The 20,137-nt window shown below is 61.1% G+C and carries 21 protein-coding genes; 6 read left to right on the top strand and 15 right to left on the bottom strand.

Annotation, left to right across the window (positions count from 1 at the left end; genetic code table 11):
- Positions 1 to 57: 57 nt before the first annotated feature.
- Positions 58 to 1,242 carry an NAD(P)/FAD-dependent oxidoreductase gene (locus GTW23_RS15220; RefSeq protein ID WP_252916386.1) on the bottom strand — a complete coding sequence of 395 codons (1,185 nt, stop codon included), beginning with the start codon at positions 1,240 to 1,242 and terminating at the stop codon, positions 58 to 60.
- Between GTW23_RS15220 and mnmC2 the strand changes: the two genes are divergently transcribed.
- Positions 1,241 to 2,011, top strand: coding sequence for a tRNA (5-methylaminomethyl-2-thiouridine)(34)-methyltransferase MnmC2 (gene mnmC2, locus GTW23_RS15215; protein WP_252916385.1), 771 nt, complete (start codon positions 1,241 to 1,243; stop codon positions 2,009 to 2,011). The genes GTW23_RS15220 and mnmC2 overlap by 2 nt on opposite strands.
- A 32-nt stretch (positions 2,012 to 2,043) precedes the next feature.
- Here mnmC2 and GTW23_RS15210 read toward each other — a convergent pair whose 3' ends face one another.
- The gene (locus tag GTW23_RS15210; protein WP_252916384.1) at positions 2,044 to 5,850 is read right to left on the bottom strand and encodes a PAS domain-containing hybrid sensor histidine kinase/response regulator; all 3,807 of its coding nucleotides are present in this window, start codon (positions 5,848 to 5,850) and stop codon (positions 2,044 to 2,046) included.
- A 287-nt stretch (positions 5,851 to 6,137) separates the two neighbouring features.
- On the opposite strand from GTW23_RS15210, the gene GTW23_RS15205 reads away from it, so the two are divergent.
- Entirely contained in the window at positions 6,138 to 7,736 is a 1,599-nt protein-coding gene (locus GTW23_RS15205) for a trimethylamine methyltransferase family protein (RefSeq protein WP_252916383.1), read from the top strand.
- On the opposite strand, the gene GTW23_RS15200 is transcribed toward GTW23_RS15205, so the two are convergent.
- Positions 7,737 to 8,249, bottom strand: coding sequence for a GNAT family N-acetyltransferase (locus GTW23_RS15200; protein ID WP_252916382.1), 513 nt, complete (start codon positions 8,247 to 8,249; stop codon positions 7,737 to 7,739).
- A gap of 29 nt (positions 8,250 to 8,278) precedes the next feature.
- Positions 8,279 to 9,166, bottom strand: coding sequence for a DMT family transporter (locus tag GTW23_RS15195; protein ID WP_252916381.1), 888 nt, complete (start codon positions 9,164 to 9,166; stop codon positions 8,279 to 8,281).
- Between the two features lie 269 nt (positions 9,167 to 9,435).
- On the opposite strand from GTW23_RS15195, the gene GTW23_RS15190 reads away from it, so the two are divergent.
- The 4 genes from GTW23_RS15190 to GTW23_RS15175 are packed head-to-tail and all read left to right on the top strand — an operon-like array spanning position 9,436 to position 13,347.
- Positions 9,436 to 10,830 carry a circularly permuted type 2 ATP-grasp protein gene (locus GTW23_RS15190; protein WP_193217435.1) on the top strand — a complete coding sequence of 465 codons (1,395 nt, stop codon included), beginning with the start codon at positions 9,436 to 9,438 and terminating at the stop codon, positions 10,828 to 10,830.
- A gap of 2 nt (positions 10,831 to 10,832) precedes the next feature.
- The gene (locus GTW23_RS15185) at positions 10,833 to 11,777 is read left to right on the top strand and encodes an alpha-E domain-containing protein (protein WP_252916380.1); all 945 of its coding nucleotides are present in this window, start codon (positions 10,833 to 10,835) and stop codon (positions 11,775 to 11,777) included.
- 4 nt (positions 11,778 to 11,781) lie between these two features.
- Positions 11,782 to 12,576 carry a transglutaminase family protein gene (locus GTW23_RS15180; protein WP_252916379.1) on the top strand — a complete coding sequence of 265 codons (795 nt, stop codon included), beginning with the start codon at positions 11,782 to 11,784 and terminating at the stop codon, positions 12,574 to 12,576.
- Positions 12,577 to 12,612: 36 nt separating this feature from the next.
- The gene (locus GTW23_RS15175; protein WP_152009693.1) at positions 12,613 to 13,347 is read left to right on the top strand and encodes a proteasome-type protease; all 735 of its coding nucleotides are present in this window, start codon (positions 12,613 to 12,615) and stop codon (positions 13,345 to 13,347) included.
- 21 nt (positions 13,348 to 13,368) lie between these two features.
- Here GTW23_RS15175 and ureG read toward each other — a convergent pair whose 3' ends face one another.
- The 11 genes from ureG to GTW23_RS15120 form a co-directional block, all read right to left on the bottom strand.
- The gene (ureG, locus tag GTW23_RS15170) at positions 13,369 to 14,001 is read right to left on the bottom strand and encodes an urease accessory protein UreG (RefSeq protein ID WP_152009694.1); all 633 of its coding nucleotides are present in this window, start codon (positions 13,999 to 14,001) and stop codon (positions 13,369 to 13,371) included.
- Positions 13,998 to 14,447: a DUF3995 domain-containing protein gene (locus tag GTW23_RS15165; protein WP_152009695.1), complete on the bottom strand. Its 450-nt coding sequence runs from the start codon at positions 14,445 to 14,447 to the stop codon at positions 13,998 to 14,000. The genes ureG and GTW23_RS15165 overlap by 4 nt, the downstream gene beginning before the upstream one ends.
- Entirely contained in the window at positions 14,444 to 15,103 is a 660-nt protein-coding gene (locus tag GTW23_RS15160; protein WP_252916378.1) for an urease accessory protein UreF, read from the bottom strand. Before GTW23_RS15160 ends, GTW23_RS15165 begins: the two co-directional genes overlap by 4 nt.
- A complete protein-coding gene (locus GTW23_RS15155; protein WP_252916377.1) occupies positions 15,100 to 15,318 on the bottom strand; it encodes a DUF6434 domain-containing protein in 219 nt (72 codons plus the stop codon). Before GTW23_RS15155 ends, GTW23_RS15160 begins: the two co-directional genes overlap by 4 nt.
- Positions 15,311 to 15,856 (bottom strand): urease accessory protein UreE, encoded by a 546-nt coding sequence (locus GTW23_RS15150; RefSeq protein WP_252916376.1) that lies wholly within the window; start codon positions 15,854 to 15,856, stop codon positions 15,311 to 15,313. The genes GTW23_RS15155 and GTW23_RS15150 overlap by 8 nt, the downstream gene beginning before the upstream one ends.
- An 8-nt stretch (positions 15,857 to 15,864) precedes the next feature.
- Positions 15,865 to 16,314 carry a baeRF12 domain-containing protein gene (locus GTW23_RS15145; protein ID WP_252916375.1) on the bottom strand — a complete coding sequence of 150 codons (450 nt, stop codon included), beginning with the start codon at positions 16,312 to 16,314 and terminating at the stop codon, positions 15,865 to 15,867.
- Between the two features lie 120 nt (positions 16,315 to 16,434).
- Positions 16,435 to 18,147, bottom strand: a complete 1,713-nt coding sequence (gene ureC / locus GTW23_RS15140; protein WP_252916374.1) for an urease subunit alpha — start codon at positions 18,145 to 18,147, stop codon at positions 16,435 to 16,437.
- Positions 18,148 to 18,203: 56 nt separating this feature from the next.
- On the bottom strand, positions 18,204 to 18,638 hold the full coding sequence (locus GTW23_RS15135; protein ID WP_252916373.1) for a lysozyme inhibitor LprI family protein: 435 nt from the start codon (positions 18,636 to 18,638) through the stop codon (positions 18,204 to 18,206).
- Positions 18,635 to 18,961, bottom strand: coding sequence for a hypothetical protein (locus GTW23_RS15130; RefSeq protein WP_252916372.1), 327 nt, complete (start codon positions 18,959 to 18,961; stop codon positions 18,635 to 18,637). Before GTW23_RS15130 ends, GTW23_RS15135 begins: the two co-directional genes overlap by 4 nt.
- Positions 18,961 to 19,776 carry a cyclase family protein gene (locus GTW23_RS15125; protein WP_252916371.1) on the bottom strand — a complete coding sequence of 272 codons (816 nt, stop codon included), beginning with the start codon at positions 19,774 to 19,776 and terminating at the stop codon, positions 18,961 to 18,963. Before GTW23_RS15125 ends, GTW23_RS15130 begins: the two co-directional genes overlap by 1 nt.
- Before the next feature lie 39 nt (positions 19,777 to 19,815).
- The gene (locus GTW23_RS15120) at positions 19,816 to 20,121 is read right to left on the bottom strand and encodes an urease subunit beta (protein WP_252916370.1); all 306 of its coding nucleotides are present in this window, start codon (positions 20,119 to 20,121) and stop codon (positions 19,816 to 19,818) included.
- Between the last annotated feature and the right edge of the window lie 16 nt (positions 20,122 to 20,137).

Raw genomic sequence — 20,137 nt, 5'->3', positions numbered from 1 at the left:
CCGCAAACTGTTGCGGCGATTCCAACCGGTTGACGACCTTTAGCGATGTTTGGTGATCTATGACTTGGCCGGTTGTTCGGCCGCCTTGGCCAGATGGCTGGTGACCGCAAAGCTCTGCGGCGTCTCCGGCCCGGCTTCCCCGGTGATTTCAGCCACCAGGCAGTCAGCCATGCGGTGGGCAATGCCGAAGCTGATCTTGAACCCGCCCGCCATGGCCAGGACGCCCGGCGCACCAGGAACAGGTCCGAGCATGGGATCACGACCGACAGCCCGGGGCCGCACCCCGGCCCAACGGCGGATAACCGGCGCATCCTTGATCAAGGGGCAAAGCTTGCGGGCCCGCTTGATGACTTCATCGAGCCGCTCATCGGTTGCCTGTGGATCATCGAACCGGTTTTCGCTGGTCGAGCCCACGGCGACGCGGCCATTCTCATGGGCGATCACGTAGACACCGTCATCATAGACCAAAGGCAGATCCGGCGGCGCGCCGGCATCCATAAGCGCAGCCTGCCCCTTGACGCCGCCCCCGACCGAATGAGCCGGAAGCCCGGCCAGCCGGGCGATCATCGGGAATGCATCGATACCGTTTGCCAGCGCCGCATGGCCGAAGCCGACGGTCGATCCGTCCGACAGTCTTGCCAACTTGCCGGTTGCGGACAACTCGACCAGCTCGACACCGAGCCGGAAATCGAAGTTCGGCATCACGGCGAGACCGGTCAGGAGCGCCTCGAGCAACCCGGGCGGGGATATCCGCGCCGACAGTGTTTCGTGCACGACACCATGGGGAGCCCGCAGGATATTGGGCCAGTCTCCCCTGTCAGGGGTATGGTGCACTGTATAACCGAACACTTCGCCCCAATTGGCCTGGGCTTCGGGGATCCGTTCTATGGCAGTGATGCGACCGCGTTCCGAGGTCAATGGCAGGATCCGGCCGACCCTTCGGTAGCCACAAGGGACACCTGTTTCGGACTCAAGCCTTGCAATCTCGTCTTCGAGGTCAACGAGGGCGCGGAACTGGAATTCCTTCTTGCCGTTCCAGCGTTCGGGACTGTGCGGCATCAGTGCGCCGAGGAAGCCGCCGCTGGCACCACCGCCGGGGTTTCCCCGCTCGACCAGCGTGACGGAGAGGCCGGCGCGCGTCGCCTTGAGCGCAAGCCACAATCCCGAAACCCCTGCCCCGGCGATCAGCAGATCAGGCGTTGCTTGACCGGCAGGCGATGCGGCTTTATCGGCAACAGCCATGATCGATCCCCCTGAACCAGATGACGATACTCCGCGCCAGCGCGCGCCGCTGTCGTGGCATGCGGGCGATATGCCTTATTCAGAGGAGTTTGGCGACTTCTATTATTCGCGCGCGGATGGCCGGGCGGAATGCCGTCACGTATTTTTAAGCGGCAACCGGCTTCCCGAACGCTTTGCCGGAAGGCAGCACTTCGTGATCGCTGAGCTGGGCTTTGGCACGGGCCTGAACTTCATCGAGACATGGTCTGCATGGGAGCGTGCCGCCGCTCCTGGGGCGCGGCTCGAGTTTCACTCCTTCGAACTGCGCCTGCTTGATCGTCAAGACATGATCCGCGCACTGGCCGCATGGCCGGATCTCGGCCCGAGAGCGGAGCGACTCACCGCCGGATGGCCAGACCAGCCCGAAGGAGACATCAGGCTCGATATCGAAAGCTGTAAAAACTCCATCAGTCTTCATATCCATGCGGGGCTCGCCCTGACGGAGGTGCGGGAGGCAAAGTTTGATGCGGACGCATGGTATCTCGACGGGTTCTCACCGGCCCGCAATCCGGAGATGTGGTCCGAGGAACTCATGCAGGCTGTCGCCAGCCGTACATGCGAAGGCGGGACGTTTGCCACCTATTCGGCCGCCGGATGGGTCCGGCGGAACCTCCAGGCCGCAGGATTTACCGTGGAGAAACGCCCGGGCCATGCCGGCAAGCGCGACATGAGCATCGGCATTCTGGAAACCGGCCAACCCCGCAGCCCAGAAGGACCGCTTGCGGACTGAGGCTTTCCAAAGTCCGGACGATGGGAGACCGGTCACCCGTGCTTGATGCGAGCCGCAATCTCCTCGGGCAACCATTCCCTGATCTTGGCTTCCAGCTTTTCCGGGCTGATAGGCTTGGAAAGATAGTCATCCATGCCCGCATCGAGACAGCGTTCCATGTCACCGGTCAAGGCATGCGCGGTTACGCCGACAATCGGGGTATGGCCAAGGTCCGCATCTTCCGCCTCCGCCTTGCGGATGGCCTGGGTCGCCTGATGGCCGTTCATGACCGGCATGGAGACATCCATCAGGATCATCGCCGGGCGATGGCTCTTCCAAGTGTCGTAAGCGCTGCCACCATTGTCGACGATCCGGTAGTTCAGTCCCATCTCGTCAAGGATCTGGGTGAAGACGATCTGGTTGACTTCGTTGTCCTCAGCGACAAGCAGTTCGAGACGCTGGCCGCCCCGTGCTTTTTCCGCCGAGGGCGTTTGAGCGGAGCGATGCGGCGGCGGCGCGGACATCACGGGCGTGCGCGGCGAAGCGAGCGGAACCTGCCCCGCCGGCTCGGTATCAGCCCCAGCCGAGGCTTCCACATGGCTGGCCCTTTGGTTATGTGCTGCGGCCTGCAACACGTCGACGATGGTCTCAAGCAGCAGCGAAGAGCGCGCCGGCTTCATCAAGGCAGCCTGCACCGCACCCTTGCGGATATCGGCATCGGATGCGCTGAGGTCCATCGAAGTCAGCATGATGATTGCAGGCTTGTCCGGACCGAAACTGTTGCGGATCTTCCGCGCCGTCATCACGCCATCCATCTCGGGCATGTGATAATCGAGGATGACGACATCGACCGGGACCGCGAACTTGTTTGCTGCCGCAAGCACCTCGAGCCCCTCCTGACCGGAGACAGCGGCACAGGAATCAAACCCCCAGGCGGTCAACTGCTCAATCAGGATGGACCGGTTGACGGGGTTGTCGTCGATCGCCAGGACCCTCGCTCCGGAGACATCGATCGGCGCAATGCGGACGCGCTCGACCGTGCTGTGATCGACCGGCAGGCTCACTTCGATCGTGAACACCGAGCCCTTGCCGACCTCGCTTTCAGCGTGGATCCGGCCTTCCATCAGATCGACCAGCCGGGAAGTGATGGCCAGCCCGAGGCCGGTCCCCTCGTGCCGGCGGGTCGAGGATGTATCGACCTGCGAGAATTTCTCGAAGACCGCTTCCAGCTTGTCTGCCGGAATGCCCATTCCGGTGTCGTGCACATGAATTGCGAGATCGAGCATGTCCGAGCTGCTGACCGCACCAGTGACTTCGATAAGAACATGCCCGGATTCGGTAAACTTGATGGCGTTGCCGGCCAGATTGGTGATGATCTGCCGGAGGCGGCCCACATCGCCCACCACCCGCGACGGCAGGGAAGGATCGATGCGGACGATCAGTTCGATGTCCTTGTCGACCGCACGGCTTGAAATCAGCGACGCCACGTCCTCGACGGTCTCAGAGAGATCGAACGGGGCCTGATCAAGAACGAGCTGGCCAGCATCGATCTTTGAAAAATCGAGAATGTCGTTGATGATGGTCAGCAGCGCATTGCCGGATTTGACGATGATGTCGGTAAAGGTGCGCTGGCGGGTGTCCAGTTCGGTCCGGGCGAGCAATTCGGCCATGCCCAGAACACCGTTCATCGGGGTGCGGATCTCGTGGCTCATATTGGCCAGAAACTCCGATTTCGCACGATCGGCCATTTCTGCCTTGACCACCAGATGCTGCAGCTCTTCCTCGCGATGTTTCGCGTCGGTGACATCGGTGTAGGTGATGATCATCGATGCACTGTCAGTCGGCTTGCCGTCTATCCGGAGCCAGCGACCGGATCTGGTCTGCCGCTCGATTGTGTGCGGCACCATTTTCCTGTGGTAATCATTGACACTTGTCCGGGTGGCCTCGGCCTTTTCATCGCTGCCGTAATCACCGCGCTGCTGACAGAAATCGAAGAAGTTATTGAGGTCCTTGCCGACCGCGGCAACCTCACGCGGCACCTCGAGCATTTCGTAGAAGGCATCGTTTGCGAACTGGATGACCGCATTCTGGGTCACCATCAAGCCCTGTGCCATGGCTCCGGCCGCTCCGCGCAGAAGCTCGCTGGCGCGCTCGATCTCGGCTCTGGCGAGATCGAGTTCCTGTTCACGCTGCTTGAGTTCGGAGACATCGAAATAGGATATCATCCGCTTGCCTTCGGAGAGCGAGCGGACAGAGTAGATCATGGTGCGCCCATCGGCGCGGGAGAATTCCCGCGGCTCGACGTAGCCCGCCCGGATTTCCTGCAGACGCGCCTCGACGTAATCTTCGAAGTCTTCCTCCGCGACCTGATAGATGCCGTTCTCGCGATTGACATCGATGAGCGCACGGAAGGGGGCGCCGATGTAGTCGTCACGGGACGCGATTTTCCAGATGCGGAAGAACGCTCCGTTGATCAGTTCGACATTGGTGTCGCGGTCAACGACGACCATGCCCATGTACATGGCCTCGATCACGCTTTCGAGGTCGGCCTTGTGGAGTTCGGCACGGCGCTGGGCCTCATACACCTCGCGCTCGCGGCGTTTCATGTCGCTAACGTTGATGGTCGTGCCGAGCAGGTAGCGCCGTCCGGCCGGGCCGGTAAAGCCAACCTTCCGATCGATCAGCTTGAGGGTTTCGCCTCTTGCGCTGTCCAGCTCGATTTCCCGTTCCATCAGGCCGAGACCGTTCATCGCTTCCGTATCTGCTTCCCGCAGCGGGCCGCCCTGTTCGCCAAAGACCTGGAAGTCATCCTTGCCGAGCATATCCTTTCCGGACAGGCCGGTCAGTTCGCCGTGGGCGCGATTGACATAGATGTAACGGTAATCCTCGTCCTTGACGAAGCTCGAAATCGGCATCTCGTCGAGGATTGCGCGGAACAACTGGTTTTCCGCCACCTTGGTTTCCAGCGCGGCCTCGCGTTCCTTCAATGCGGTCACATCGACGCGCAAACCCAAGGTGTAGCCATCCTTGAGGCCACGGTTGATGATCCTGATCCAGCGGCCATTCTTGAGCCGCTCGACCGTTGCCTTTCCATAGTCGCGATGCACCGCAATGCGGTTTTCGATCCAGTCCTTGCGGGCTTCGGGCTCTTCGGCCTCGCTGAAACTGCAGGTGACTTCGAGGACCTCGCGAAGCGATTTTCCGACATCGAGCGTGTAGTCCGGCGATGTCATGGCATCCATTGCCGGATTGACGTAGATCAGCACGTCATTGGGATCGTAAAGCACGATACCAACATCCATGCAGTCGAATATCTCGTTGAAGCGGTCGAGAAGCGATTGGTCGGCGTTCTCGTCGCTGACAGAGATCCGCAGATCCGGTACCGTCATGTCCTTGGGGGACGCAGCCTCCGCACCATTGCCGTATACTGGCTGCCCCGGAGCCGACCCATGCAAAGCTGAGGGCGTGGTTCTTTCCGCCTCAACGGTTTCAAAGCGCACGCCCGCGATCGGCTCGAAATGCCCGACGATAAACGTCTTGCCCGAGGCGCGCCGCTCGCGCTGGATTCGGATCCGGTAGCGCCCACCCTTGAGAGGATGGGTGAACAGGGCCACCTGATCCTTGCCGAACACGAGGGTACGGCGCTCCTTCTCGTCGCGGTCGTTCTGTTCGGCGGATTCAAAATGCTGATGGCTTTGCTGGCCAATCAGGGCCGCGGGCTGGCAGTCCCACAATTCGGCATAGGCTGTGTTGACCGCAAGATAGCGGAGCTCCGAATCCTTGACGAAAGCCGGATTGGAATCGCGGGAGACCTGTGCACAGGCTTTGGCGAGCGAGTCGTCGCCCTCGTTACTTTCCACTTCATCCACCCGGCAGTCCCCATAGATGCAAGCAATCGCCCGATTCTGCATGCCCAGTCTGCACACTGGCTTTGAATAAAGCGTTAACCATCAATTACGCTTTAGACCCGGCGGCTTTCGCGAAGCTGTATTTCGCGCCGGGGTTGCTGCCAGGACGCAGCCACTTAACGACCTCAAAGCCGCTTGCCGAAAGGCAAAGTCCGGCATAGCGTCTTTGCCGACCAGCCTGCGGCCGATCCATCGCTGCCAGGCAGAGCGTCGGATGAAACCGCACAAGGCGCACTCCCATGAGCAAGCTTGAGGACATTGTCGCTACGGCGATCGAAAACACCGCCGGAGCACCGGAAAGGCGCAGGCGCGCAGGCGGGGGACGCGGCGGAGACCGGGGCAAGGGCAGGAAAGGCCCGGCCACTCTGCGCTATCGCTCGATACTCAATACACAGGAGCCATCGCTTCTTCTGTCCGAGGAGGGACTGGAAGCCATCCACGAGGCATCGCTTGCCGTGCTTGAGCAAATCGGGATGGATTTCATGCTCAAGGAGGCGCGGGACCGGCTTGCCGCAGCGGGCGCTGATGTCGTTGCAGGCACCGAGCGGGTGCGGCTCGATCGCGGGCTGGTGCTGGACCTGGTGAGGCAGGCCCCCGGCCCGTTCACCCTGCATGCGCGCAATCCCGAGCGGAATGTCAACATCGGCGGACGCAATCTCGCCTTCGCTCAGGTTGCATCGGCTCCCTATTGCTCCGACAAGGACAATGGCCGCAGGACCGGAACACAGGAAGATTACCGCAACCTGATAAGACTGGCGCAATCCTTCGACGTCATCCACATGACCGGCGGCTACCCGGTGGAACCGACCGACCTGCACGCCTCGGTGCGGCACCTCGATTGCCTGTCGGATCTGGTCAAGCTCACGGACAAGCCATTCCATGCCTATTCCCTAGGCAAAGAGCGCAATCTTGATGCACTGGAGATCGTACGCATCGGCCGCGGTGTGTCAGCCGAACAGCTCGAAGCGGAACCTTCCCTGTTCACGATCATCAATGCCTCCTCGCCGCTGCGGTACGACGCCCCGATGCTGCAGGGCATCATAGAGATGTCATCGCGCAATCAGGTCGTGGTGATCACGCCGTTCACGCTGGCGGGCGCGATGGCGCCGGTCACCATAGCCGGAGCGCTGGTGCAGCAGAACGCCGAAGCTCTCGCCGGGATCGCTTTTACCCAGCTGGTCCGGCCGGGCGCGCCGGTGATCTATGGAGGCTTTACCTCGAATGTCGATATGAAATCGGGGGCACCGGCCTTCGGAACCCCGGAATACATGAAAGCGGTCATGGCGGGGGGACAGCTGGCCCGCCGCTATGGACTGCCATACCGGACGTCCAACACCTGCGCGGCCAACACGCTCGACGCCCAGTCAGCTTACGAATCGATGATGTCGCTTTGGGCACTGGTTCAGGGCGGCGGCAACTTCATCATGCATGCCGCAGGCTGGATGGAGGGCGGTCTGACGGCCTCTTTCGAGAAATTCGTGATGGATGTCGACATGCTGCAAATGGTCGCCGAATTCCTGGCACCGCTCGACACCAGCCCGGAAGCGCTGGCCATGGATGCGATTGCGGATGTCGGCCCGGGCGGTCACTATTTTGGCACCGCGCACACCTTGTCGCGCTACGAGTCCGCGTTTTACTCGCCGATGCTTTCGGACTGGCGCAATTTCGAAAGCTGGAGCCTTGCCGGCCAGCCCACCACCTACGACCATGCCAATCGGGTGTGGAAGGAAACACTCGCGGGTTTCGAGGCTCCGGCACTCGATGAAGCCATCGTGGAAGAGCTTGATGCCTTTGTCGCCAGGCGCAAGCTGGAAGGCGGCGTGCCGACCGATTTCTGATCACGCGGGATCGGCAATCATCCGGACCGACTGGAGGGCAATGCCGTCGGGAAAATCGATCGTCAACGGCTCGATCTCGCGGAAGCCCAGACCGGCATAGAACGGTACAGCCTGCAGGGACGACCAGGCTTCCATGCGAACCAGGCCGAGGTTCCTGGCCTGCGCCAGGCAGACGCTGTAAAGCGCTCTGGCGACACCCTTGCGCAGATGATCCGGATGGACCGCGAAATGGCGGACATGTCCGGTGCCGGGAATTATTTCATCCGTCCTGCCGGGAACGGCCAGACTCCAGCCACCGCAACCGGCGCATTGTCTGTTGCTGATGGCGACAAAAAACCGGCCAGACTCCAGCAGCTGCGGCTGGGCCCGGGTTATCAACGGCAACAGCACATCAAGATCTGAGCGGGAGTAATGGTCTTGCCAGAGACTGGCATAGCTCTCAGCAAGAACTCCCGAAACCATGGCTTCGTCGGCGATGGTCGCTGGCCGGATCGTCAGATTTTCGAGCACCATGACACTCTCCTATTTGCTTGCGAGTCCGCCTAGACGATGACCCGTGTCTTGCGATTGGTCAGCCAGACGCCAATGACGACGATCAGTGTCCCGATGATCATCGGGACAGTCAGCACCTCACCGAAGAGGATCCAGCTTTCGATCGCGACGGCAGGCGGCACCAGGTAGGTCAGCGACGCCGCACGCGAAACCTGGCCACGCCGGATGAGATAGAGCAGCAACATGATCGAGACCAGCGAAAGCCCAAGGACGGACCAGCCCATGGCGAGCGCGAATTCCAGATTCCAGTCGATCCGCAGAGGCTCGATCAGCAATGCCATCGGCATGACCACCAGAAACCCGCCAACATACTGCAGCGACGCGATGGAGCGCAGGTCGCCCTCCTGCAGATAGCGCTTCTGGTAGAGCGTGCCCGCCGTCACCGATGCCATGGCAAAAACATTGACCAGCAAGGGCAACAGGGCGATCTGCAGCATGGAGGATTCGAGCGCCATCAGGCGTGGCAGGATGGCGACCGTCAGCCCGGCAAATCCAAGCACAACACCGAGCTTTTGCGCGCCGCTGAGCCGTTCGCCGACGATCACCGGAGCGGCAAGTGCCGTCAACAGCGGCTGCAGGGCCGCAATCAGGCCCGACACCGAGGAAGGCACGCCCTGGGAAATCGCCCACCAGACTCCACCCAGATAGATGCCATGCAGAAACACCCCGGAAACAACGGCGTGGCGGTAGCCGGATCGGGACGATGGCCAGGCGGCACGGCTTACGAAGGCGATGACGGCGAACAGCACGGCGGCAAGCGTGAAACGCAGGCTCAGGAAGGTAAGCGGATCGGCGTGCGGACTCGCGTATTTGGCCACGATCCAACCGGTTGACCAGAGCAGGACGAACAGGGCCGGAGCGATGCGATCGAGGGTCATGAAGCGGATCCAAACCTGTTGAGCACCGATAATGAGAATACCGGCACTGACGAGACAGGGGAGCGTTAAACCCGGCCTTTGCGAGAAGCAAGATCAACGGTCCTCACACCGCGGTAGGCCCAACCGGATTGAGACAGGATTGCAACACAAGGCAAAAAAAACGCAGTCCTTACGGAACAATAGAAATTCTGCACGGTTCTTGCTTTCTAAGCCGTGATGCGATCTTATGATCTCAAAAGGGGAGCACCAAACACGTGCCTTTCGATGAAATGCTGACTGCGGACAGCCTTCCGCGAACACCCTACAAGGGATACTTCAACTGGCATTCGGAACAGAAGACTTCCGATCTCATCAAGAAGTCCCGCGATGCCGAAACCATCTTTCGAAAGACCGGCATTACCTTTGCCGTATACGGCAAGGAAGACTCTTCGGAACGGCTGATCCCCTTCGACATTGTGCCGCGGATCATCTCCGGATCGGAATGGCGCAAGCTGGCGCAAGGCATCGAACAGCGGGTGATGGCGCTCAACGCCTTTCTTGACGACATCTACCACAAGCAGGAAATCATCAAGGCGGGCCGCGTGCCGCGGGCGCTGATCGAGAAGAACGACGCATTCCTGCCTGAAATGATCGGCATGCGTCCGCCGGGCGGGGTCTATACGCACATTATCGGCACAGACATCGTCCGCACCGGCGAAGGGCAGTTCTACGTTCTGGAGGACAATGCGCGGACGCCATCGGGCGTGTCCTACATGCTGGAAAACCGCGAAACCATGATGCAGATGTTTCCCGAACTGTTTCATCTCAACAAGGTTCGCCCGGTCGAAAACTACCCGAAACTGCTGCGCCAGAGCCTTGCGGCGGTGGCGCCTCCCGGATGCAAGGGCAAGCCGCGGATTGCGGTGCTCACCCCCGGCATTTTCAATTCGGCATTCTATGAGCACGCCTATCTCGCCGACCAGATGGGCGTGGAACTGGTCGAAGGCTCCGACCTGCGGGTGATCGACGGCAAGGTGGCCATGCGCACCACCCGGGGTTACCAGGCGATAGACGTGCTTTACCGCCGTGTCGACGACGACTATCTCGATCCGCTGTCTTTCCGCCCGGATTCAACCCTCGGGGTGCCCGGCATCATGGATGTCTACCGCGCGGGCAACATCACGATTGCCAATGCACCCGGCACCGGCATCGCGGACGACAAGGCGATCTATTCCTACATGCCCGAGATCGTCGAGTTCTACACCGGCCAGAAGCCGATCCTCGAGAACGTTCCGACCTATCGCTGCTCGGAAGCCGACACGCTTCAATACGTGCTCGACAATCTCGCCGAGCTGGTGGTCAAGGAAGTCCATGGCTCGGGTGGCTACGGCATGCTGGTGGGACCGGCCGCAAGCAAGCGCGAGCGGACGGAGTTCGCTGCCAAACTGAAGGCCAAGCCGGGCAATTACATCGCCCAGCCGACGCTTTCGCTGTCCACCGTGCCGATCCTGGTCAAGAAGGGACTTGCGCCGCGGCATGTCGACCTGCGGCCTTTCGTGCTGGTTTCCAACAAGATCCAGATCATTCCCGGCGGACTGACGCGGGTGGCGCTGAAGGAAGGTTCGCTGGTGGTCAATTCCAGTCAGGGAGGCGGCACCAAGGACACCTGGGTGCTGGAGGACTGAACATGCTGGGAAGAACCGCAAACGGCCTGTTCTGGATGTTCCGCTATATCGAGCGCGCGGAGAACACGGCACGACTGATCGATGCCGGCCTGCGCATGTCGCTCACCCGCATGCATGGGCACGAGGAGGAGTGGGAATCGGTGCTGCGCAGTTCGGGGGTCTACAGCGCCTATTGCGAGACCAATCCCGAAGTCACCAGCGCCGATGCCGTGAACTATCTGCTGCGCGACAAGTCCAACCCGTCGAGCATTCTTTGCGCCATCGAAGCTGCAAGGAACAACGGGCGGATGGTGAGAACGGCGCTCACCCGCGAGGCCTGGGAGGCAACCAACGAATGCTATCTCGACATCAAGGCACAGCTGGCGCGCAAGCCTTCAAGTGCGGACATGCCGGGGATCATCGACAACATCAAGCAGCGCACGGGACTGATACGCGGCGCCTTTCACGGCACCATGCTGCGCAACGAGCTCTACAATTTCTCGCGCATCGGCACCTTCATCGAGCGCGCCGACAACACCTCGCGCATTCTGGATGTGAAGTACTATGTGCTGTTGCCTGCGGTTTCCTATGTCGGCTCATCGCTCGACAATGTGCAGTGGGAATCGATCCTGAGGTCGGTGTCGGCACACCGCTCGTACGGATGGGTCTATGACGACGACTACAAGCCGTCCAACATCGCGGATTTTCTGATCCTGAATGGCCGCATGCCGCGATCGCTTGCCTATTGCTACGACAAGATCAACGCCAACCTCTCCTACCTCGAGCGGGAATATGGCGCACGGGAAAGCTGCCATGAGACCGCGGCAGCCACATTGGGGATGCTGCGGGAGCGGGAAATCCAGTCGATCATGGATACCGGTCTTCACGAATTTCTTCAGGGTTTCATCAGCCAGAACAGCCGGGTTGCTGCCGAAATCTCCGAAGCCTACCGGTTCTACCAGGACTGACCTGATGCAGCTCAAGATTTCCCATGTGACAGAATATGCCTATGCGCAGCCGGTCCGGTATGCGCTGCAGCGCCTCAGACTGACCCCGCAGAACAGCCCACTGCAGACAGTGCATTCCTGGAACACAGAGGTTGAAGGCGGCACGGTGGAAGCACGCTATGTCGACCATTTCGGAAACATGGTGGAACTGGTGAGTGCGAGCCGTGACACCGAAGCCATCAAGGTCGTGGCTTCCGGCATTGTCGAGACCTACGACAAGATCGGCGTATCGGGCCCGCACAAGGCCTACATGCCGTTGTGGCTCTACCAACGGGATTCAGCGCTGACGAAACCGGGCAAACTGATCCGCGAGCTGGCACGCGGCATCGAGAAGGGCAAGCCGCTCGACCAGTTGCACAGCCTCAAGACCGAGCTGCATCAGGCCATGGCCTATGTCCCGGGGGCGACGCAGACCCAGACGCTGGCGGAAGATGCGCTGGCCTCCGGAAAAGGGGTCTGCCAGGATCACGCCCAGGCCTTTGTCGCAGCCGCCCGCGTGATGGGGTTCCCGGCACGATACGTGTCGGGCTACCTGATGATGGAGGATACGCCCAACCAGGCCGCAAGCCACGCATGGGCGGAAGCCCATGTCGACGGCCTCGGCTGGGTCGGCTTCGATCCGGCAAACGATATCTCGCCCGATGACCGCTATGTCCACATCGCCTATGGCCTCGACTACAAGGATGCCGCGCCGATATCAGGTGTGCGCACCGGCACCGGCGAAGAACAGCTTGCAGTCCGGATCACAGTGGAGCAATAAGAATCCTGCTTAATTTTCGGGGCTGATTCGCGAATCATGACTTATTGTGTCGGGCTACGCCTCAACAGGGGCCTCGTGTTCATGTCCGACACCCGGACGAATGCAGGCGTCGACAACATTTCCACCTTCCGCAAGATGTACACCTGGTCCAAGCCCGGGGAACGCCTGATCACGCTTTTGTCGGCGGGCAATCTGGCGACCACGCAGACGGTTGTCAGCATGCTGGAAGAACATACCAAGGCCGCCGAAGACCGGCACCCGGACATCATGGAAGTGCCCTCGATGTTCGGCGTTGCGCGCCTGGTCGGCGAGACCGTGCGCGACGTGATCAAGACTGCGTCGGACGGCGGCTACCAGAGCGAATCCACCTTCAGCGCCACCTTCATTCTCGGCGGCCAGGTCGCCGGCGGCGCGATGCGGATGTTCCTGATCTACCCGGAAGGCAATTTCATCGAGGCGACGGACGACAATCCGTTTTTCCAGATCGGCGAGCACAAGTACGGAAAGCCGATCCTGGTGCGGGCGTATGATCCGGAAATGAGCTTCGAAATGGCGACCAAACTGCTCTACGTCTCGTTCGATTCGACGCTGAAATCGAACCTGTCGGTGGGTCTGCCGCTCGATCTTCAATACTACGAGCGCGACAGCCTGACCAAAGGCTACGAGAAGCGAATCCAGTCCACCGATCCCTACTACCGGAAAATCTCCGACGGGTGGTCCGATGCGTTGCGCTCGGCCTTCAACAGCCTGCCGGATTTCGAGCGGGACTGAACCGGGGCGCTTACCGGCCGGTTATTGCGCCGCCGTGGCGGCGCGCAGCCCGCCGGTCTCCTCGATGAAGGCCACCACATCCTCGATCCCTGCGCCGCGGCGCATATCGGTAAACAAATGCGGACGCCCCTTGCGGCCAGCCGATGCATCGCGTTCCATGACCGAAAGATCGGCACCGACATGGGGAGCGAGATCCATCTTGTTGATCACCAGCAGGTCCGACCTGGTGATCGCCGGACCTCCCTTGCGGGGGATCTCCTCGCCCTGGCACACAGAGATGACATAGATCGTCAGGTCGGCGAGATCCGGCGAGAAGGTGGCGGCGAGATTGTCGCCGCCGGACTCGATGAAGATGATGTCGAGACCGGGATGGCGCTCGTTCAGCGCATCGATGGCACGCAGGTTGAGCGAGGCATCCTCGCGGATTGCCGTGTGCGGACAGCCGCCGGTCTCGACGCCAACCACCCGGTCGGACGGCAGTGCCTGCATCCGCACCAACGCCTCGGCGTCCTCGCGGGTGTAGATGTCATTGGTGATCACCGCGACCGAGTAGGTGTCGCGCATCGCCTTGCAGAGCTTGTCGGTCAGGGCAGTCTTGCCGGAGCCAACCGGGCCGCCGATGCCGATGCGCAGGGGGCCGTTCGATGATGTCATGGGGTTACCCTCGGATCTGTCAGAAGGAGTACTGTCAAAATCAAGCCAAGCAGCACGATCAATGGCGAAAAATAGCGCGCGTTCAGCGTCGCGAAGGGCTCTTCACTGTTCCTTTTCTTTACGGCAGGAACAAATCCGGCGATGCCGCGGGCAATGAACACGATAGACAGAACTGCCATGCCGGCCGTCAACAGCCAATCCGGTGCCGGTGTGACGATCCAGCCGAGCCACAGCATCGGCCAGACCGCGGCAAGCGCTATGCAACTTGCCACCGCAATGGTCAGCCGCCGGTCGGGCATTCCGGCGATGCCGTTGCCACCGATGACGGTTCGAGCGAGGCTCTGCTCGTCTCTGGCCGGCCACATGCCGCCCGCGGCCCAGTAAAAATGCAGGGCTGAGGTCAGTCCTAGCACAAGCGCTATGAACAGGGCCGATACAATGATCATGACAGGAACAGTCTCGGTTCGAGGGTCTCGTGGTTCATCGAGGCAATATCGGCAACAAAGGCAGCGCCGCCAAGATCTTCCAGTGTCGAATTCGCGGCGCGCCCGGCTGTTTCGCCGATGATCGTCTCGAGGCCGGCCAGCGCTCCGGCGGCACCATCCTGGCCCAGGACGGAGAGCCTGATGGCGCATTGCAGCTGGTTGGACGCGAAGGCGTGCAGATAGGCGCCGACAGCCAGGCGGGGATCTATGCCGTCGACACCTGCCGCAATTCCGACAGCCACCGGCAAGGGCGTCTCCCGTCCGGGGAAGTGATCGCGACTGACCCAATGGGACACGGCCTGAAGAAACGACGTCCCCTGCCCCACCGTTTCGTTGAGACGCTCCTGGCCGACACAGAGCGCCCGGCAAAGATCGGACAGTTCAGCAAGTCCATCCCTGTCACCGGCGCCGCGATGGGCTTCCACCAGCATGACGGCGTCATTCCATTGCGCGCCCTGGGTGAGTTGAACCTCGACCCAGGCGGCGAGCGACTCGCGGTCGCCGACATGGCCCGCGTGCACCGCCTGCTCCAGCCCGGCGGAATAGGCAAATCCACCAATGGGAAACACCGGCGAGAGCCAGCTCATCAGCCGCAAAAGCGCCGTTGCATCGTTCATTTCGCGGCCTCGCGGCGCAGCCATTCGGCAACGGCGTCTGACATCCTGTCTCCCCGGTGAGTTCTCATCCACTCCATGAAGGGGCGATCGAACTTGAACCTTTCACCAATCTCGGACAGGAAGAAGCGGCGTACATTCTGGGTATTCCGGTAGGCTGCATCAATGACCGTATCCCTGGTGATCTGATCGCCATGCCAATCGTGGTTTCTAGTCATGGGTGTGCCCGTGTTCATGACCATGCGCATGTTCATGGCCGTGGTCGTGGTCGCGGTCGTGGTCGTGGTCGTGGTCGTGATGATTACTGGCATGCGCCCCGCCATAGGCGCCGCCCTCGGGATCGAACGGCGCTTCGATGTCCTCAACCGAAGCTCCAAGCCCGATCAGCATGTCGCGGATCACGTGATCGGTTCTCAGCCGGATTGCCGTTTCGGAGATTTCAGCAGCCAGGTGCCTGTTGCCGATCTGCCAGGCCAGCGACAGCAGATGCCGGGCATCCCTGCCCCTCACCTCCATCAGCCTTTCGGGTTCCGCGCGAATCTCGATGACGCGGCCATCATCGAGCACCAGACCGTCACCATGGCGCAACAGCTGCGCCTGCGGCAGGTCAAGCAGGAAGGCGATGGTGGCGCCGTTCTCCATGCGGTCGGAGACCATCCGCATGCGGCGTCGATGCCGTGCGGTTTCATCCAGGGTAATGGTTGCGACGGGATTCTCAAACGTCCTTGTGACTGATGTGACCGTCAGCAGATTCATGCGTATCCCTATCCGAAAAGCAGCTTTTCAATTTCAGGCACCGGGTGCTTGGTGAGATCCTTTGCCACTTCCGCAACAATCCGGTCTGAAACACGGCCAGACAACGACTTGCGCAATTCACCCATGATCACCGACGGCGCCACGATGACGAGTTGGTCGAAGCGGTCCGCCTGAGCTTCCTGCTCGAGCAGCGATGCGATCTTATGGGCGAATTCGTGTTTGGCCAAGCGGTGCCAATCGGTTTCCTGCACCGCACTTCGGTGCGCGCTGCCCATCCCGTCGGACAGGCGTCCGGGACGATCCTCACCCTGTGCCGATGTTCTGGGGTTGGATTGCCCGAACGCGGTGACCACATGCAGTTCCGGGTGATCCGGAGTGCCGGTGTTTTCCAGAAACAATGCCTTCTCGCCGTCTACAATCAAAACCCACCCCTTGTGCTTCAACCTGATACCGGACATTGGCTTCTCCCTTCTGACGTTCAGAAGTCAAGTATAAGCCAAAAATGATGCTGCATGGCTTGACGAGCATCAACGGGACTGAAGAGACCGCAGGTATTTGTCCGCAGCCATGCGGCATATCTAAAACATGAAATAGCGCTGCGCCATCGGCACGACTGTCGCCGGTTCGCAGGTCAGCAGCTGACCATCGGCGCGGACTTCGTAGGTTTCCGGGTCGACCTCGATGTGAGGCAGCGCGTCGTTGAGCAGCATGGATGACTTGGAAATCCCGCCGCGGGTGTTTTCAACCGCGCAGAGCTGCTTGGCGGTACCGAGCTTGTGGGCAAGCCCGTCCTCGATCGCCGCCTGGCTGACGAAGGTCACTGAGGATTCCGTCCGCGCCTTGCCAAAGGCACCGAACATGGGGCGGTAATGCACCGGCTGCGGGGTCGGAATCGAGGCGTTGGGATCGCCCATCGGGGCGGCGGCAATCATGCCACCGAGCAAGACCATGTCGGGCTTGACGCCGAAGAAGGCCGGATTCCACAGCACAAGATCGGCACGTTTGCCGACCTCGATCGAGCCGATATGTTTCGACACCCCCTGGGCGATCGCCGGGTTGATGGTGTATTTGGCGATGTAGCGGCGGACGCGGAAATTGTCATTGTCGCCGGTTTCCTCGGGCAAGGCGCCGCGCTGGCGCTTCATCTTGTCGGCGGTCTGCCAGGTGCGGATGATCACCTCGCCGACGCGGCCCATCGCCTGGCTGTCCGACGCAATGATCGAGAAGGCGCCGATGTCATGAAGGATGTCTTCGGCGGCAATGGTCTCCTTGCGGATGCGGCTTTCGGCGAAGGCAATGTCCTCGGGAATAGAGCTGTCCAGATGATGGCAGACCATCAGCATGTCGAGATGCTCGGCGATGGTGTTGACCGTGTAGGGCCTGGTCGGGTTGGTCGAGGACGGCAGGACATTCGGCAGCCCGCAGACCTTGATGATATCGGGTGCATGGCCGCCACCGGCGCCTTCGGTGTGAAAGGCGTGAATGGTGCGGCCCTTGATGGCATCGACAGTGGTCTCTACAAAGCCGCTTTCATTGAGCGTGTCGGTGTGGATCATCACCTGGACGTCATACTGGTCGGCCACGGCGAGGCAATTGTCGATGGCCGCCGGCGTGGTGCCCCAGTCCTCGTGCAGCTTGAGCGCGCAGGCGCCGCCGAGGATCATTTCCTCGAGCGCTCTCGGTTTCGAGGCGTTGCCCTTGCCCGACAGGCCGATGTTCATCGGGAACGCGTCCATGGCCTGGATCATGCGGCCGATGTGCCAGGGGCCGGGCGTGCAGGTGGTGGCCAGCGTGCCGTGCGCGGGGCCGGTGCCGCCGCCGAGCATGGTTGTCAGCCCGCTCATCAGGGCTTCCTCGATCTGCTGCGGGCAGATGAAGTGGATATGGCTGTCGAAACCGCCAGCGGTGAGGATCTTGCCTTCACCTGCAATCACCTCGGTGCCGGGGCCGACAATAATGTCGACGCCGGGCTGAGTGTCGGGATTGCCAGCCTTGCCGATGGACGCGATGCGGCCATCCTTCAAGCCGATATCGGCCTTGAAGATGCCGGTGTGATCGACGACCAGCGCATTGGTGATAACCGTATCGACGGCACCATCGGCGCGGGTGACCTGGGATTGGCCCATGCCGTCGCGGATCACCTTGCCGCCGCCGAACTTGACCTCTTCGCCATAGGTGGTGAAGTCCTTTTCGACCTCGATGAAGAGCTCGGTGTCGGCAAGCCGGACCTTGTCACCGACGGTCGGACCATACATCGCGGCGTAGGATGAGCGGGAGATCTTGGCGGGCATCGGTGATCCTCGGTTGGTTTAGCACTCAGTCAGTCGAGCATGCAAAAAGCGGGCCATCAGCGGCTCTCAAGTGCCTGGGACAGCAACGTGATGCGTTCTCGGGTCAGCCGCGCCAGACAGAGGCTTCCGACCATCGGCTGCATGGTGCCGCCGAAGACTTCATAGGCTTCGAATTCGCATTGAGCGTCGCGGAACCTGATCCAGGCGCGCTGGGCATCGCGCAGGGCTTCCACCGTTGTCGGCACGCCGCGTTCACGCGCCATGTCGGCCACATATTCGTCGTTGAGTTTTGCAGCGGCGATTACATCGGGCCAGAGCGCATTGAGATCGGCGTCGGCATCCTCATAGTCGACACTGGCGCAATAGGTCATTTCCATCTGGGTCTGCGGATCGATGCAATCGGGCTTGTCATCGGCCAGCGTGGAGGTCGCCAGCAGGCCGGCCAGACCAAATCCCAACCCTTTTCGAACGATCTTCTTCAATCGGCTCATGCTTTCGTCCCGCGAAACCCCGCCTTGGCGGCGAGACGCTTGCGGTTTGCCCGTGCGGTTTGCGCCAGCGGCTTGACGGCAGCCGAGAGGACCTGATCCGGCCTTGCGCCTGACGCCGCCTTTCTGGCCGCCGCGGTGGCCGCCTTGGAAAACGCCGGCGGCTTTTCCGACAGCATTTTCCGGTTCTCGTTCTTGCCGACCGGCCAGGCGCCACTCATCCCAAGCAGCCGCATGCCCACCACGGCCTGCGCCTCCAGGGCGAGCATGCCGAGACCGGCATAGGCTCGCCATATCTCGATGGGATTTGCGGGTTTGCGGGCCATCAGACCATGGCCATGATGCGGGCGGGACCGCCGGTGCCGTTGCGGTGCTTTGGAGCACCGACAAACAGGGTGGCCCCGCTCGCGGGCAGAGCATCGAGATTGGCGATGTTCTCGATGCCAAAACGTCCACCCGGGAGCCATGAGTAATGGACGGCGAAATCCGCCGAATTGCCCGGATCGAGCGAAAGCGTGTCAACCGCGATCGAGGCCGCGCCCATCTCGGCCAGCATGTCAGTCGCAGCCTTGGAAAAGCCCGGAAAGGCGAAATTGCCTTCCGCGTTGTTGCGGTAACTGGCATCGCCGACCTTGTCCTGCCAGCCTGAGTTCATGGCCACGCAGGCGCCTTCGGGGATGTCGCCGTGAGCGCTGAGATAGGCCTCGATGTCTTCGGGCTCGACCATCGAATTCGGCTCGTCGGCAGCCTTGGCCTTGATATCGATGATGCAGAGCGGACAGATCAGGTTTTGCGGATCGAGTTCGGCCACCGATGTGCCGTCCTTGGAGAAGTGCAGCGGCGCATCGATATGGGTGCCGGAGTGCTCGAAAATGGTCAGTTCCCAGAGCTGGTAGCCGGAAGCATCGAAATTGACGTTCTCGGTGTAAAGGATTCCAGGCTTGCCATCGAATGTCGGGAAATCGCCGTCAAGCGTGTGGGTGAGATCGACCACCTTGCCGGTTGCCTGGGCCAGGGCCGGGCGGGCGGAAACAGCGCCCGCCGCCGTGGCAGCGAGCCCGGCGGCCGCGGATTTGCGGAAGAAATCACGGCGCGACAGCATTGAGGACTTGACGTTGTTGATCACGCATACATGGCACATACGGGTTCTCCTTCCCCCTGTTCAGGCGCAGCGAAACCTTCAGAGTTTCCCCATCACCTTCTGCTGAAATCCATAGACCTCACGGCCGCCCGAAAGCGGCACGAGGGTCACGTCGCGTTCCTGGCCCGGTTCAAACCGGACAGCGGTGCCAGCGGCTATATCGAGCCTCTGGCCACGCGCCCTTTCACGGTCGAAGCTCAGGGCCTCGTTGGTTTCGAAGAAATGATAATGGCTGCCCACCTGCACCGGCCGGTCACCGGTGTTGGCGACCTTGAGCGTGACCGTGGCCGCGCCCGCGTTGAGTTCGATATCGCCTTCTTTCGTAATGATTTCACCTGGGACCATTGTCATTTCTCCGTAG

This window comes from Parahoeflea alexandrii (genome assembly GCF_024105735.1).
GTDB lineage: Bacteria > Pseudomonadota > Alphaproteobacteria > Rhizobiales > Rhizobiaceae > Hoeflea > Hoeflea alexandrii.
Note: the sequence above shows the minus strand (reverse complement) of the source record. Positions and strands in the feature narration are given on the sequence as shown.

Bases quoted from the DNA above. Each gene is read 5' to 3' on its own strand.
- ureG (WP_152009694.1), bottom strand. From the start codon at position 14,001: ATGACATCATCGAACGGCCCCCTGCGCATCGGCATCGGCGGCCCGGTT.
- mnmC2 (WP_252916385.1), top strand. From the start codon at position 1,241: ATGATCGATCCCCCTGAACCAGATGACGATACTCCGCGCCAGCGCGCG.
- GTW23_RS15200 (WP_252916382.1), bottom strand. From the start codon at position 8,249: ATGGTGCTCGAAAATCTGACGATCCGGCCAGCGACCATCGCCGACGAA.
- GTW23_RS15150 (WP_252916376.1), bottom strand. From the start codon at position 15,856: ATGAATCTGCTGACGGTCACATCAGTCACAAGGACGTTTGAGAATCCC.
- GTW23_RS15220 (WP_252916386.1), bottom strand. From the start codon at position 1,242: ATGGCTGTTGCCGATAAAGCCGCATCGCCTGCCGGTCAAGCAACGCCT.
- ureC (WP_252916374.1), bottom strand. From the start codon at position 18,147: ATGCCCGCCAAGATCTCCCGCTCATCCTACGCCGCGATGTATGGTCCG.
- GTW23_RS15180 (WP_252916379.1), top strand. From the start codon at position 11,782: ATGCAGCTCAAGATTTCCCATGTGACAGAATATGCCTATGCGCAGCCG.
- GTW23_RS15190 (WP_193217435.1), top strand. From the start codon at position 9,436: ATGCTGACTGCGGACAGCCTTCCGCGAACACCCTACAAGGGATACTTC.
- GTW23_RS15155 (WP_252916377.1), bottom strand. From the start codon at position 15,318: ATGACTAGAAACCACGATTGGCATGGCGATCAGATCACCAGGGATACG.
- GTW23_RS15130 (WP_252916372.1), bottom strand. From the start codon at position 18,961: ATGGCCCGCAAACCCGCAAATCCCATCGAGATATGGCGAGCCTATGCC.
- GTW23_RS15175 (WP_152009693.1), top strand. From the start codon at position 12,613: ATGACTTATTGTGTCGGGCTACGCCTCAACAGGGGCCTCGTGTTCATG.
- GTW23_RS15135 (WP_252916373.1), bottom strand. From the start codon at position 18,638: ATGAGCCGATTGAAGAAGATCGTTCGAAAAGGGTTGGGATTTGGTCTG.
- GTW23_RS15145 (WP_252916375.1), bottom strand. From the start codon at position 16,314: ATGTCCGGTATCAGGTTGAAGCACAAGGGGTGGGTTTTGATTGTAGAC.
- GTW23_RS15185 (WP_252916380.1), top strand. From the start codon at position 10,833: ATGCTGGGAAGAACCGCAAACGGCCTGTTCTGGATGTTCCGCTATATC.
- GTW23_RS15195 (WP_252916381.1), bottom strand. From the start codon at position 9,166: ATGACCCTCGATCGCATCGCTCCGGCCCTGTTCGTCCTGCTCTGGTCA.
- GTW23_RS15205 (WP_252916383.1), top strand. From the start codon at position 6,138: ATGAGCAAGCTTGAGGACATTGTCGCTACGGCGATCGAAAACACCGCC.
- GTW23_RS15160 (WP_252916378.1), bottom strand. From the start codon at position 15,103: ATGAACGATGCAACGGCGCTTTTGCGGCTGATGAGCTGGCTCTCGCCG.
- GTW23_RS15120 (WP_252916370.1), bottom strand. From the start codon at position 20,121: ATGGTCCCAGGTGAAATCATTACGAAAGAAGGCGATATCGAACTCAAC.
- GTW23_RS15165 (WP_152009695.1), bottom strand. From the start codon at position 14,447: ATGATCATTGTATCGGCCCTGTTCATAGCGCTTGTGCTAGGACTGACC.
- GTW23_RS15125 (WP_252916371.1), bottom strand. From the start codon at position 19,776: ATGTGCCATGTATGCGTGATCAACAACGTCAAGTCCTCAATGCTGTCG.